12 protein-coding genes are annotated in these 14,843 nt (G+C 51.3%); 9 read left to right on the forward strand and 3 right to left on the reverse strand.

Features of this window, described 5'->3' with window-relative positions; translation table 11 throughout:
• The first annotated feature begins 1 nt into the window (after position 1).
• The 5 genes from rsxC to nth all read left to right on the forward strand — a co-directional run bounded on the left by rsxC (position 2) and on the right by nth (position 5,597).
• Entirely contained in the window at positions 2–2,440 is a 2,439-nt protein-coding gene (rsxC, locus tag C9I92_RS02945) for an electron transport complex subunit RsxC (protein WP_047884047.1), read from the forward strand.
• 2 nt (positions 2,441–2,442) lie between these two features.
• Entirely contained in the window at positions 2,443–3,489 is a 1,047-nt protein-coding gene (gene rsxD, locus C9I92_RS02950) for an electron transport complex subunit RsxD (RefSeq protein WP_047884046.1), read from the forward strand.
• Positions 3,490–3,499: 10 nt separating this feature from the next.
• The gene (gene rsxG, locus C9I92_RS02955; RefSeq protein ID WP_047884045.1) at positions 3,500–4,126 is read left to right on the forward strand and encodes an electron transport complex subunit RsxG; all 627 of its coding nucleotides are present in this window, start codon (positions 3,500–3,502) and stop codon (positions 4,124–4,126) included.
• Positions 4,127–4,136: 10 nt separating this feature from the next.
• A complete protein-coding gene (locus tag C9I92_RS02960; RefSeq protein ID WP_047884044.1) occupies positions 4,137–4,829 on the forward strand; it encodes an electron transport complex subunit E in 693 nt (230 codons plus the stop codon).
• Positions 4,830–4,955: 126 nt separating this feature from the next.
• Positions 4,956–5,597: an endonuclease III gene (gene nth / locus C9I92_RS02965; protein ID WP_047884043.1), complete on the forward strand. Its 642-nt coding sequence runs from the start codon at positions 4,956–4,958 to the stop codon at positions 5,595–5,597.
• 81 nt (positions 5,598–5,678) lie between these two features.
• On the opposite strand, the gene C9I92_RS02970 is transcribed toward nth, so the two are convergent.
• Together C9I92_RS02970 and motY are read right to left on the reverse strand one after the other, a co-directional pair.
• Positions 5,679–6,053, reverse strand: coding sequence for a hypothetical protein (locus C9I92_RS02970; RefSeq protein ID WP_242551822.1), 375 nt, complete (start codon positions 6,051–6,053; stop codon positions 5,679–5,681).
• Between the two features lie 117 nt (positions 6,054–6,170).
• Positions 6,171–7,058: a flagellar protein MotY gene (gene motY / locus C9I92_RS02975; RefSeq protein WP_047884042.1), complete on the reverse strand. Its 888-nt coding sequence runs from the start codon at positions 7,056–7,058 to the stop codon at positions 6,171–6,173.
• A 274-nt stretch (positions 7,059–7,332) separates the two neighbouring features.
• Between motY and rnt the strand changes: the two genes are divergently transcribed.
• From rnt to C9I92_RS03005, 4 genes are all read left to right on the forward strand, one after another.
• Positions 7,333–8,001 carry a ribonuclease T gene (gene rnt / locus C9I92_RS02980; RefSeq protein ID WP_047884041.1) on the forward strand — a complete coding sequence of 223 codons (669 nt, stop codon included), beginning with the start codon at positions 7,333–7,335 and terminating at the stop codon, positions 7,999–8,001.
• A gap of 417 nt (positions 8,002–8,418) precedes the next feature.
• Entirely contained in the window at positions 8,419–9,678 is a 1,260-nt protein-coding gene (locus tag C9I92_RS02985) for an outer membrane protein transport protein (RefSeq protein ID WP_047884040.1), read from the forward strand.
• Positions 9,679–9,712: 34 nt separating this feature from the next.
• Positions 9,713–12,148 (forward strand): VolA/Pla-1 family phospholipase, encoded by a 2,436-nt coding sequence (locus C9I92_RS02990; RefSeq protein ID WP_047884039.1) that lies wholly within the window; start codon positions 9,713–9,715, stop codon positions 12,146–12,148.
• 500 nt (positions 12,149–12,648) lie between these two features.
• Positions 12,649–13,911 (forward strand): outer membrane protein transport protein, encoded by a 1,263-nt coding sequence (locus C9I92_RS03005; RefSeq protein WP_047884036.1) that lies wholly within the window; start codon positions 12,649–12,651, stop codon positions 13,909–13,911.
• A gap of 267 nt (positions 13,912–14,178) precedes the next feature.
• Here C9I92_RS03005 and C9I92_RS03010 read toward each other — a convergent pair whose 3' ends face one another.
• Positions 14,179–14,784, reverse strand: a complete 606-nt coding sequence (locus C9I92_RS03010) for a peroxiredoxin C (RefSeq protein ID WP_047884035.1) — start codon at positions 14,782–14,784, stop codon at positions 14,179–14,181.
• Between the last annotated feature and the right edge of the window lie 59 nt (positions 14,785–14,843).

Below are 14,843 nucleotides of genomic sequence, written 5' to 3' on the forward strand. Positions count from 1 at the left end.
CATGCTGTCAATTATCGAACAAATTAAACAAGGCCAGCTGTGGGACTTCCCCGGCGGAATTCACCCGCCTGAAAATAAAAAAATTTCCAACAAAACACCCATCACTCATGCCGGTATTCCGGACGAACTGGTGCTGCCGTTAAAACAGCACATCGGTACCAAAGGCGACATTCTGGTTGCTGTTGGCGACAAAGTCCTGAAAGGCCAGCCGCTGACTAAAGGCGGCATGAGTATGTCGGTACCGGTTCACGCACCGACATCCGGCGTGATCACTGCTATCGAGCCCCGTACAACGGCACACCCGTCAGGTCTGACCGATTTGTGTATCGTGATCCAGACTGATGGCAACGATACCTGGGGCTCACAGCATAAAATCCCGGATTACCAGGAAAAGGAGTCCGGCGAGCTAATTGACGCCATCCGTTTCAGCGGCATTGCCGGTCTAGGCGGCGCGGGTTTCCCGACCGGACGGAAAATTCAGGGTAGCCTTGGTCTGGCTGAAATTCTGATTATTAATGCGGCTGAATGTGAACCCTACATTACCGCCGATGATCGCCTGATGCGCGATTACGCCGAGGACGTGATTGAAGGGATTCGCATCCTTCGTCATATCCTCAAACCCAAAATGACCATCATCGGTATTGAAGACAACAAGCCAGAGGCGATCAAAGCGCTGGAGCAGTGTGTCACGCCTGATGATAATATTCTGATCCGTGTCATTCCGACCAAATACCCGTCCGGCAGCTCCAAGCAGCTGGTGAAAATTCTGACCGGACGTGAAGTCCCGACTCAGTCACGTTCATCAGCCGTCGGCGTAATTGTTCAGAACGTGGGTACCGCTTTTGCGGTTAAGCGCGCCATTATCGATGGTGAACCACTGCTTGAGCGTGTCGTCACCCTGACCGGCGAAGCCATTAAAAAACGTGGTAATGTTTTTGCTCTGCTGGGCACGCCAATCTCTTACCTGCTGGACAAATACAGCTATAAAGCAGACAAAAAATACCCACGCGTGATTATCGGCGGGTCGCTGATGGGCTTTACCCTGCCCCACCCGAATGTACCGATCACCAAGATCACAAACTGTATTCTTGCGCCCAAACGCCGCGAACTACCGCTCTACAACCATGAAATGGCCTGTATCCGATGCAGTGCCTGTGCGGAAGTTTGTCCTTCGTCTCTGTTACCGCAACAACTGCAGTGGTACGCCAAAGACGAGGATTTCGACAAATGTGAAGAATACAACCTGTTCGACTGTATCGAATGTGGGGCCTGCGCTTATGTCTGCCCGAGTGAAATCCCGCTGGTAAGCTACTACCGTCAGGCTAAAGCCGAAATTTACGCACGCCGTGAAGAAGCCGCAAATGCTGAACGTGCGAAACAGCGCTTTGAAGCTAAACAGGCCCGCTTTGAACGCGATAAAGCAGCACGAGAAGAACGCTTCAAGAAAGCCGCCGACACCCGCCGCCAGGAAATGGCAGACAAAGGGGGTGACGATGCTGTTGCAGCCGCTATCGCTCGCGTGAAAGCCAAACAGGCCGCCGCGACCCAAGAGACCGATAAGAAACCAGCAGTGGCTGCTGCGATTGCTCGCGCCAAAGCCAAACAGGCCGAAGCTGCGAAAGCCGCAACGACCGATGCCGTACCTGATAACAGTGAGATGGCCAAACTGCGCGAGGAGCGTAAACGTCAGGCACGTGAGCGTAAAGCCGCGAAAATGGCTGAAGATGCACAAAGTGCATCGGTAGACGCAACGAATACACCGCAATCCTCTGCCTCCGGCGATGAGAAAAAAGATGCGGTTGCCGCCGCCATTGCCCGTGCCAAAGCCCGCAAAGCGGCGCAACAGGCTCAGACTGACAGTAGTCTCGACGATGATGAGCCAGCATCTGAGGCAGCATCAACTCCGGCTGATGCAGCGCAATCAGATGATCCGAAGAAAGCCGCTGTCGCCGCCGCGATTGCACGCGCCAAAGCCCGCAAGGCCGCGCAACAGGCTCAGGCTGACAGCAGTCTCGACGATGCTGAGCCAGCATCTGAGGCAGCATCAACTCCGGCTGATGCAGCGCAATCAGATGATCCGAAGAAAGCCGCTGTCGCCGCCGCGATTGCCCGCGCCAAAGCCCGCAAGGCCGCGCAACAGGCTCAGGCTGACAGCAGTCTCGACGATGATGAGCCAGTTTCTGATGCAGCGCAATCAGATGATCCGAAGAAAGCCGCTGTTGCCGCCGCGATTGCTCGCGCCAAAGCCCGCAAGGCCGCGCAACAGGCTCAGGCTGACAGCAGTCTCGACGATGCTGAGCCAGTTTCTGAGGCACCATCAACTCCGGCTGATGTAGTGCAATCAGATGATCCGAAGAAAGCCGCTGTCGCCGCCGCGATTGCCCGCGCCAAAGCCCGCAAGGCCGCAAAAGAAGCTCAAGAAAAGAATGAGGAAAAATAACCGTGGCGTTTAATATTGCCAGCTCACCCCATGCGCACAGCCGTCGCAGCACCAGCAGCCTGATGCGCACGGTTATCTTCTGCACGTCACTGGGTGTTGCTGCCCAGTGGTATTTCTTTGGTTGGGGAGTATTAATTCAAATTGCCCTCGCTGCACTTGTTGCCGTTGTTACGGAAGCAGCAGTGCTGAAACTGCGTAAGCGCCCAATCACACCGTACCTGCGTGACAATAGTGCGCTGCTGACCGGGGTATTGATTGGTCTGTCGATTCCCCCACTGGCTCCTTGGTGGATTGCCGTTATCGGTACGCTGTTTGCTATCGTTATCGCCAAGCATCTTTACGGGGGCTTGGGGCAAAACTTGTTCAACCCCGCGATGGTTGCCTATGTGGTTCTGCTGATCTCTTTCCCGCTACAAATGACAACCTGGTTGCCGCCACAATCCCTGGCTGCAGAGCCTGTCAGCCTGACTGATAGCCTGATGGCTGTCCTGACCGGTTTCACCACCGACGGCTTCAGCATCCATCAACTCAGACTGTCTGTTGACGGGGTTACCATGGCAACGCCGCTGGACACCCTGAAGACTTCCCTGACAACAGGCCACACCGCCACTGAAATCCTGGCTGGGCCGGTTTTCGGCACCATTGCCGGCATCGGTTGGGAATGGGTCAATATCGGTTTTCTGATTGGCGGCCTGATCATGCTGAAAATGCGGGTCATTCAATGGCATATTCCAGTCGGTATGCTGGGCGCCCTGTTTGTGATCAGCCTGCTGGGCTTTATGATCAGCCCGGATAACACGGCTTCGCCGGTTTTCCACCTGTTTTCTGGCGCAACCATGCTGGGTGCCTTTTTTATCGCGACCGATCCGGTTTCGGCCTCAACAACAGTGAAAGGACGACTCGTGTTTGGCGCCCTGATTGGGGTTCTGGTTTACCTGATCCGCACCTTTGGCGGTTTCCCGGATGGCGTCGCATTCAGCGTGCTACTGGCCAATATGTGTGTACCCTTGATTGACTACTACACGCGCCCGCGCACCTTTGGCCATTAATGGAGCAACAATGATTAATGCAATGAAGAAAAACGGGGGATTGCTGGCAATTTTTGCCTTGCTGGCGACCACTCTGGTTTCAGTAACAAATCTGCTGACTGAAGACCGGATTCAGGAACAGCAGCAAAAAGAATTGCTGAAGGTACTCAATCAGGTTATCCCGGCCGACAGCCATGATAACGAACTGTATAAAAGCTGTACGCTGATCAACAATGAACAGTATTTGGGTACACCCACCCCAATGCCAGCCTATGTCGCTGAAAAAGCTGGCCAGAAAACCGGTATCGCTATCGAAGCCGTTGCGCCTGACGGCTACAGTGGTGCTATTAAACTGGTCGTCGGCCTGAATATTGATGGCAAGGTAACCGGGGTTCGCGTGCTCAATCACAATGAAACCCCTGGACTGGGCGACAAGATCGATACCCGGATCAGTAACTGGATTAACAGCTTTACCGGTAAAAAAGTCAACGGCGAGAAAGATACCCGCTGGGCAGTACGTAAAGACGGCGGGGAGTTTGACCAATTTACAGGGGCAACCATCACCCCACGTGCTGTGGTCGGTGCGGTAAAACGTGTATCACTGTACTACCAGCAAAATCAGCAGCACATTTTCGATCAGCCGCTGAATTGCGGATAAGGTTGAGGTCATGAACAACGAATTGATGAAAAACGGCCTGTGGAATAATAACCCGGCCATTGTGCAGTTGCTCGGGCTCTGCCCGCTGCTCGCGGTCTCTGCCACCGTCACCAACGCCCTGGGCCTGGGTCTGGCAACCACCGCTGTCCTGGTGGGCTCAAACCTGATTGTGTCTCTGGTACGTCAATGGGTGCCGTCGGAAGTCCGTATCCCGGTCTTTGTGATGATCATTGCATCGCTGGTGACATGTGTTCAGTTACTGATGAATGCTTACACCTTCGGCTTATACCAGTCTCTGGGGATTTTCATCCCTCTGATTGTGACCAACTGTATCATCATCGGCCGTGCCGAAGCGTTCGCTTCCAAAAATAACGCCCTGCCAGCCGCCCTTGATGGACTATGGATGGGACTCGGCATGACTGCGGCGCTGGTTGTACTGGGCGCACTGCGGGAAATTCTGGGTAACGGTACCCTGTTTGACGGTGCTGATCGTCTGCTGGGTGATTGGGCCGCCGCCCTGCGCATTGAAGTGTTCCACTTTGACAGCAGCTTCCTGTTGGCGATTTTGCCGCCAGGCGCATTTATCGGCGTAGGCTTTATGATTGCCCTGAAGAATGTTATTGATAAAAAGCGTGAAGAAAAAACCGCCGCGGAAAAAGAAAAGCCGGTTATTGAACGCGCCCGGGTTACCTCGGCTCAATAAGGCAATCGGCCCAAAGTAAGGTAACGCCCCGAAACGATCCCGCCGGGCAAGGATGTCCGGTGGATTTAAACCCAAGCACAAAACTATAAATACAAATTTACCTGTTAGCTTTAACTGGAAGTAACTATGAACAATGAAAAGCGTGTCCAGATTCTGGAACGCCTGCGAGCAGCAAACCCTCATCCGGAAACGGAGCTGAACTGGAGCTCCCCCTTTGAACTACTGATCGCTGTCCTCCTCTCTGCTCAGGCTACCGATGTCAGTGTTAACAAGGCGACAGACAAACTTTACAAAGTAGCCAATACACCACAAACCATGCTGGATCTGGGTGTCGATGGGGTGAAAGAGCACATCAAAACTATCGGTTTGTTCAATTCCAAGGCCGAAAACGTCATCAAGACCTGTAAAATTCTGGTTGAACAGCATGGCGGTGAAGTACCGGAAGATCGTGAGGCGCTGGAAGCATTACCCGGTGTCGGGCGTAAAACGGCGAATGTGGTCCTGAATACAGCCTTCGGCTGGCCGACCATCGCGGTCGATACGCATATTTTCCGGGTATCCAATCGCACCAAGTTTGCAATGGGTAAGAATGTCGATCAGGTCGAGCAGAAGCTACTGAAAGTGGTACCGAAGGAATTTAAAGTGGATGTTCACCACTGGCTGATCCTACACGGACGCTATACCTGTGTCGCGCGAAAACCACGTTGCGGCAGCTGTATTATTGAAGACCTCTGCGAGTACAAAGACAAGGTCTACCCGGAAGAATAAACCCGTTCGGGTTTCCGGCAACAAACAGTAAAAAGCCCGCATTACGGGCTTTTTACATATGGCGAGATGCGACGGAAAAGGCTATTCGTCTTCCGCGTTATCTCCCGCGTTTTCTTCGGAATCCACCTTGCCGAAATATTCCGTCACGACCGCACGATACATATTGTCGTCCGATGTCGGATCGTTAAATTCGATCGAATAGTACGGCATGATGCTTTCTTTAAGCTTTTCGGCGATTTGCATTTCCAGGTTCTCGACACTGACCGTACTGGTCAGTTCATAAGTCTCTGCCCTGTTCAGCCCCATTTCTTCTGCCTGCTCTTCAGTGATTTGCTGAGCGCTCACTTCGCCCGCCAGCTCTTTATCCACCTTGGTCGTGTCGCTGCCTAACACCACATCGTCCGCAGCCAGCACAGTGCCGGTACAAAACATTAAGAGCCATAACAGATTTTTCATAGCCACTACCTATCTTACTATTGTTGTTCTTAGTAAATTTAGTCAGTTCAGCTATAAGGTCCGCATTATTTATAAGACAGCGAAAATTCCGGTTCAGGCAGTACCAAATGCGCCCAGTTAAATAATTGAACGACCTAAGGAAATCACTACCCTGCGGTTTTTCCCTCGACCAATCGGGTTACTGCTGTCAGCAATCGGGCGGCGCTTACCGTACGCCTGTACCTGAATACGGTCTTTCGGCATCCCTATGGTCACAAAGTAGTCTTCCAGTTTCTTGGCTCGTCGTTCTGACAGTTGCTGATTTTCATCCTTGCTGCCTTCTGCATCGGTATAGGCTGCCACCAGCACCAAATCCACATCATCACTGTAGCGGATAAAGTCAGCAATCTGGGCCAGGCGCTGCTGAGACATTTTGTTCAGCTCATCGCTGTTATGACCATAATGCAATACGGTAAAGGCGATATCATCGAAACTGTACGGTAAGAGGTTGTCGATACACTGGCTGAACTGGTTGTATGAGTTCTGAAATGACACCGCAGACAACGACACTTCCACCAGCTTATTGCGGTGCTGCCAGTCGGCATAACTGAAGGTTGGATACCGGCCACTTTCCAACTCAGAAAGCATTGTCCAGGCCGTCTGCCCTCCGACATACCCATCGAACTGTTTATAAAATTTCAGACGGGTTATACGTTCGGCCTTGTCACCAGGCATCCAGCGTGGCGGCATCGACACCAGGCTGACATTGCTGCTCTGCCCCATCGGGCGGCGCATTTTCAGTTCAAAATCCAGATTCAGCTTTTTACCGGCACGGGAAACAAATTGTGCTTCACCAAAGTTCGGCACCGTGTGCAGCATTCGACATTCAAGTGGGGTATCCACAGCGACCTTCCAGCTCGACAGCGCTGGTTTAGCGACATACAGCTGTCTTGCTGAGACAGACGTATTCACCGCCATAGCCATGCAAAGCGCCAGACCGCTATATGTGAGAAGAGATTTCATCATTGCTACCGCACTCATTCACCGTACTTTTTCGTTAACGTGACATCGTTTGAACCGATTCCCGGCCAGAAGAGCAATCATACCGCGGTATTGACCGGTTCAACACCAGGACTTTCTCAATGCCCCGTTCTATTACCTAACGTATCGGGCTGTTCGTCAAAAACTTTAGCGTTTCCCTCCCTGGGTGTCCTTGGCCAGCCTGAACAACCAGTTTAAGGTTTAGGTCTGGAAATGAATCTGACATAATGGCCGACTCATTTTTATTCAGCACCGTGTTATGAGCCAAGATAACGAACTAAATACTCTCAAAAGTCGCTTTCGCGGCTACTTTCCTGTCGTCGTTGATGTTGAAACGGCAGGCTTCAATGCGAAAACCGATGCACTGCTGGAAATTTGTGCAGTCACCCTGCAAATGGATAAAGACGGCTGGCTGAAACCTGCCACCACCCTGCATTTCCACATCGAGCCTTTTGAGGGCGCGGTGATTCATCAGGAAGCATTGGATTTTAACGGTATTCGCGACCCGTTCAGCCCGCTGCGGGGTGCCGTGTCGGAAAACGCCGCGCTGAAAGAAATCTACAAGCAAATCCGTAAAGAGCTCAAGAACGCTGGCTGCTCTCGTGCCATCATGGTGGCGCACAACGCCACCTTTGATCACAGTTTCGTGATGGAGGCTTCTGAGCGCGCTAACCTGAAGCGCAATCCATTCCACCCGTTTGTGACTTTCGACACTGCGGCACTGAGTGGGCTGGCCTTCGGACAAACAGTTCTGGCCAAAGCCTGTACTGCGGCAGGGATCCCATTTGACAATAAAGAAGCCCATTCCGCTCTGTATGACACAGAGCGAACCGCGGAATTATTTTGTGAGATTGTTAACAAATGGAAAAAATTAGGGGGCTGGCCGGTTTTCGAAAATCAAACAGCTGACCTAGAAGAAGAAGCATAATTCAAACGAAGTCAACTCATCAGACCTCAGACCAAGCCCTGTAAATCAGGGCTTTGTCACAAACCTGCAAATCAATCCCCTCAATTTAATTGTGCGTTTTAAACGCAAAGCAATTAAACAATGCTCAATTAGACAGTTATATGAAAAACATAACGTTACATTAGGTTAACATTTCTAAGTTTGCCCGATATACTGATTTTCACTGTTTTGTCATGTTTAAAGTGATTTCCGTACAATAAAAATGTGCTGGTCGACAGCCGTGCTTCATCCCCCCGCTTGAGCAGGGCGAATAACGTTAAATACAGGGTTACCCCCAAGGCACCTGGCGGAATCACTCAAGACATTACAGCCATATATTGTTTTTCATTCATGGATTGAAGAACTAGAAGCAAAGTCTACAAAGAGGCAAGAATAATAATGTCTAAAAGAATCTCCATCACGGCCATAGCCGTCACCGCTGCGCTATTTAGTCTGAATACCCAAGCGGCCGGTTTCCAGGTCAACGAGCACTCTGCGTCAGGGCTAGGCAGAGCATTTGCTGGTGAAGTCGCCATCGCAGATAACGCATCCGTTCTTGCGCGTAACCCGGCCGCGATGGCAAGGTTCAAGCGTATGGAATTTTCTGGTGCGATCTCGTTGATTGATCCGTCAATCGACATCAGCACCGTCGGTTCATCACCCGCGCAAACGTATGAAGATGTGGCACCATTTGCTGCAGTTCCTGCCGGTTACTTTATCCAACCTATCAATGACAAATTTGCCTGGGGTATCGGCCTTTTCTCTAACTATGGTTTCGCCACTGATTACCCGACCGATGCCAACTTTGGCGCCCTGGCCGGTAAAACGGAACTGCTGACAGTTAACCTGAACCCGAACATTTCATGGCGAATCAACGATCAGTTCAGTGTCGGTGCAGGTGTTTCACTGGTTTATGCAGATGCAGAGCTGAACCGCCATTTCGGCAGCCTGGGCGCGGTTTTCGGTACATCTCCGAGTCAGACGCTGATTAACCTGAACGGCGACACCTGGGAGTGGGGCTGGAATGTGGGCATGCTGTGGGAACTGAACGAAAACCACCGCTTTGGTCTGAGCTACCGTTCGCAGGTTGACCTGGATTTTGACGGCAAATTCACCGATTACCTGGGGTCAGGTGTTGCCGGCTCCACACCGGGCAATCCGAAAACCGTTGATGGCAAGCTGTCTATCCCCCTGCCGGCTATTGCTGAATTTGGCGGCTTCCACCAGCTGACCAAACAGTGGGCGATCCACTATGGCATTCAGTGGACAGAGTGGAGCGAGTTCACCGAGCTGAAAGCCACCAGCCCGGACTGTGTCAACAACACCTGCCTATTTAAAGATGAAAGCTTTGACGACAACACCCGTTATTCCATCGGTGCGACTTACACGCTGAACCCGGAATGGACCCTGCGTGCAGGCTTCGCCTTTGATGAACAAGCCGGTGTAGCAACACTGAGTATCCCGGATACCGATCGCTACTGGTACTCTGCGGGCTTTACCTACACCTACAACAACGACCTGTCGATGGATGTGGGTATCACCTACCTGTACGGCAAGAGCAGTAACTTCGAAGAAGAATACGTCGATAGCCGTGAATACGAATTCCGTAGTGAAAACGACGCCTGGCTAGGCGCAGCACAGATTAACTACAAGTTCTGATTCTGACCACCTGATAACGCATAAAGGACATAACATGAATAAACATCTACTTGCTCTGGTGGTTGCCTCTTCTCTGGGCCTGACGGCTTGTGGCGATGACACCAAACTCAGCGGCGATCCAACTCAGGACCCGAGTATTGGCGAGAGCTTGAAAGCAGAAACCAAAGTCAAATTTGACATTGTTTCAGACCCGTCGAATCCCGTTATCGTCAAGCCAACGTACCTGGCGATGGACTCCGTCGATGGCACCATCAAATCTGATGGCAGCGTAGGAACTGAAACCTACTCAACTGATATCTCAAACCCGGAAGTGGCCTTCGGCAAAAATGACGGCTGGAGTACCAGCCAACCGCTGGTGATCGAGTTTACCGGCAATGCATTGGATGCCACCACTGCGGCAGCCAGCTTCTTTATGCTGGAAACCGGTAACCCGACGTCAGCCGATTACGCCAACGTTCAACCGGTCAAATTGTCAGAGGCCAATGGTGATTTTAAAGTGGTCGCGTCCGGCAATAAGCTGATCGTTACCCTGCTCAAACCATTGAAGCCATCGAGCCAATATCAGTACGCCGTGACCTCTGATCTGAAAGATGCGAAAGGTAACCCGGTTGGTATGAGCAACAGTTACTCGATTCTGAAATCGACTAACCCAACCCCAAACATTGCGCTGGAACCTGCCCAACAACTGACCCACCTGAGTGAAGCAACGTTTGCTGCCGCGGGCGTCGATAAGAGCAAGATCATCTTCTCTAACTGGTTTAGTACCGCCTCTGTAGGTAAAGTGCTGGATACGACCAAAGCCGTTCTGGCACAAACTATTGCGACAGTGCAAGCCGGTGGCCAACCAGGTGATATCTGGAAAGGGGAAGCCAACCCGAACAACGTGGATCTGACCTCGCTGTATCGTATGGATATTACCCCTGTAGATAATATTCCGACATTTTTGAACAACAACCCGGCACTGCGCGCGCTGGTTAACAACGATCAAGCAACGCTGGATCAACTGGCAGGGGCATACACAACGCTGGGCCTTCAAGTTTTCACCGGCACTATCAACCTGCCTTATTTCCTGAGCGACGAAACAGACAACCAGGAGTGGATGAAAACGCCTTGGCAGAGCGCAGTACCAAGTCTGGCGAAAATCAAGCACATCATGACCGAAGGCAGCGATGCGGATAAAGCCGCTGTGATGACATCGTTACAAGGCATCGACATCACGAAGCTGCTGCAAGGTGACACTGTCGAGTTTATCAAACTGATCGGTGCTAAAGTCACGCTGGCTGATGGCTCTCGTCTCGACAGTGAACGTCTGGTCACACAGTACAGCCCGCTGCCGCAGATCAAATCGGTCAAACAAGTTCCGATCGTTCTGATCATGCCGGCAAATGCGGCTGATGCCGGTGCCGTTATCTATCAGCACGGTATCACTTCTGTGAAAGAAACCGCGTTTGTCTTTGCTGCCCAGCATATCGGCGCAGCATCAACCGCAGGCATGACCCCGAAAACAATCATCGCGATTGATCATCCTCTGCATGGTGAGCGAGCGTTAGCTGACGGTACCGTCACCACTCCGGCCACCGCATCGGTTTACATGAACCTGCAATACCTGAATGTGGCACGTGACAATATCCGCCAAAGCATCATTGATGATCTCGGGGTACGTACGTCTCTGACAATCATGCAAGCAGGTGGCCACCCGCTGCTTACGCAGATGAATACGCAGGATGTCAGTTTCTTTGGTCACTCACTGGGGGCGATCAGCGGCATTGGCACTTATCGTCTGGCAAACCAGTCGCTGGGTAAACCAGAGGCCGATGCATTATTCAACTTCACTTCCGGTGCCTTTGCTAACCCAGGCGGTGGTATTCCGTCCCTGCTGCTGGAATCTGCCACTTTCGGCCCGACAATCAAGCACTCGCTGCTGATGGGAGCAAAAGTGGATGCCTATGTGGCGAACTGTGGCAGTGCAGGCGCTTTAGGCGGAGCATGCTTCAACACCTTCTACGGCAGCCTGGATACAACGACTCAGGGCACAATTGATGCGCTTTTCAGTGAGTTTGGCTACGCTGCACAAACGGTACTGGATACAGTGGATCCATATAACCTGGCGAAAGATGTCAACGGCCCGGTGTACGTGATGCAAGCGGCCAATGACAGTGTCATTCCGAACCAAACCATGAAATTCAGCATTATGGGTGGTACAGAACCGTTAGCCAAACAGCTGAAACTGGATGATCTGAACAACTACAGCAGTGGTGAAGTCAGACACATTGCCCGCTTTAACAGCGGCTCGCTGGCACAGCACAGCACAGTGATTGCGCCTCAGCTGGTCGATGGCGAAGGGAATCCTCTTGACCCGGGTACGGCTCAAGCCGCTACCAATGAGGCCCAACTGGAAGTTGCGACCTTTAACGCCAGCGGCGGTCAAGGTGTTTTTGTCGCGGATGGCACGCTGATTCAACCGGAATAACACACCGTCACACCCCGCTATTCGTAGCGTAAAGAGGCCAGCGTTTAAGCTGGCCTCTTTTATTTTGTCCTCATGCTACGTGCCCTTTGCTCTTTGATTTTCTCTTTACGGTTTGTCATAGCCCGACATTTCGCTGCGCCATCGCAATCTATTTTGTGATCGTAATAGCAAATACGAAAACGCAGAAAAAAAGAGACACAGTGAAAATTAAACGCTCGCACTTTTAGCGCCTGATTCATTCAAACAACACCTTCACCGCGCTTCTGAAAAGAAGTCTCACAGAGCAATCAATAGAGTAAATAATCCAAACGGTCATTTCATTTTTATTGACCACTTTGAAATTAAGACGCTGAGTTTTCGTATATTTTATAAAAAAACCCATTGTTAACGACATGTTAACAATGGGTTTTTCCGTCTTTATACTGCTTTTGACCGACTGGAGAGGTTCAACAATTTTCATTCACGGACAGAACAATCAGAATTATTAAAAGGCGAACATCATGGATAGAAAAATCGCACCCACGCTCCTTCCTGCAACTTGTATCTTCCTGTCATTCAACACATTTGCTGCCGGATTTCAGGTGAATGAGCACTCCGCCTCTGGACTTGGCAGAGCATTTGCCGGCGAAGCGGCCATTGCCGACAACGCCGCGTCGCTGGCCCATAACCCGGCATCAATGACCCGATTTGACCGCATACAGATTGCCGGCGCATTAACCTTACTGAACCCGGAAGTCGATATTGAAACACTCAATACCGAGCCACCTCAGAGATACAATGACATCGCGCCATTTGCGGCAATACCGGCCTCTTACTTCATCCAGCCGGTCAACGACCAGTGGGCATGGGGGCTGGCGCTGTTTTCGTCCTATGGCGTCGCCACCGAATACCCGACGGAAGCCCATTTCGGGTCACTGGCCGGTAAAACGGATTTACTGACCATCAACATCAACCCAAACCTGGCATGGCGTATCAATGAACACTTGAGTGTCGGCGCAGGCGTGTCACTGGTTTACGCCGATGCGGAACTCAAAAGGCATTTTGGCGGGTTGTCGACCGCTTACGGCATATCGCCATCCCAGGATCTCGTCAAGATGACCGGCGACACCTGGGAATGGGGCTGGAATGCCGGGATACTGTGGGAGCTGAATGCCAATCATCGCTTTGGCCTTAATTATCGGTCGCAGGTGGATTTGGACTTCAGCGGTGAATTTGTTGACTCTCAGGGTGCCAGTATTCCCGGCGCCTCGTCTGATACCCCACAAAAAACAACCAGTGACTTAACCGTGGTGCTCCCTGCCATTGCAGAATTTAGTGGCTATCATCAGTTCACCAGCCAGTGGGCGCTTCATTATAGTATTCAGTGGACCCAGTGGAGTGAGTTTAAAGAGCTCAGGGCAACCAGTAAGGAATGCCGCAACAGCTTGTGTCTACTGAAAGAAGAAGATTTTGATGACAGTTTCCGTTATTCCATCGGTGCCACTTACTTTTTATCGCCGCAATGGACCTTACGTGCCGGGTATTCCTACGATGAGCAAGCCGGTGCCGCAACGCTGAGCATTCCTGATGCCAGCCGTTACTGGTATGCGACAGGCGCGACTTATCGCTACACCTCTCAGTGGTCATTCGATGTCGGTATCATGTACATCCGAGGAAAAAGGGATACATTTACAGAAACGTATGTGGATGGGCAGGAATACCCGTTCCGCAGTGCGAAAAGCGACGCCTGGGCGGGCTCAGCCCAAGTTAACTATACGTTCTGATGACTGTATTTAACGCAATTAATCTCAATACGTTAAAGCTTACACACACCAAATGACACGGCATGGATTCACCAGCCAGAAACCATGTCGCGTCCACTGTATGAACTAAAAAGGCTAGCCAACCGGCTAGCCTTTGATTATCTGTGACGCTATTGATTGCTTCTTACTATTGATTGTTTCTTACTTCTGGGTGTTTCTTAATTCATTGATATCTTCTGGCTTCACAGTATTTGCGTATCACGCCAGCGCAAGGGCCAATGAAAGTGATTACAGATCGTCAGTGTGAGCAGACAGGTATTTAGCGACACCTTCTGGTGACGCGTTCATCCCTTCTTTTCCTTTTTCCCACTGCGCCGGACACACTTCACCGTGCTCTTCGTGGAATTGTAGCGCATCGACCATACGCAGCATTTCGTCGATATTACGCCCCAGAGGTAGATCATTCACGACTTGATGACGCACAATACCGTGTTTATCAATCAGGAATGAACCACGGAAAGCCACACCGGCTTCCGGATGTTCAACATCGTACGCCTGGCAGATTTCATGCTTGGTATCAGCCACCAGCGGATATTGGACAGCACCGATACCGCCGTCTTCCACCGCCGTGTTACGCCAAGCATTGTGGGTGAACTGTGAGTCAATCGATACGCCAATCACTTCCACGCCACGTGCTTTGAACTCGTCGTATCGCTTATCAAAAGCGATCAACTCAGATGGGCATACGAAAGTGAAATCCAGTGGATAGAAGAAAAGAACAGCCGGCTTGCCTTCAATGTGCACATTCAGGTTGAAACGCTCAACAATCTCACCGTTACCCAATACAGCAGCGGCAGTAAAATCAGGGGCAGGACGGCCTACAAGTACGCTCATAACAAACTCCATGTTGAAAACGCCGGGCAGATAAACGCAGCCGGCAGAGTGGTTAGTCA

Origin of the sequence: Photobacterium ganghwense, from assembly GCF_003025595.1 — a bacterium.
Classification (GTDB): Bacteria; Pseudomonadota; Gammaproteobacteria; order Enterobacterales; family Vibrionaceae; genus Photobacterium; species Photobacterium ganghwense.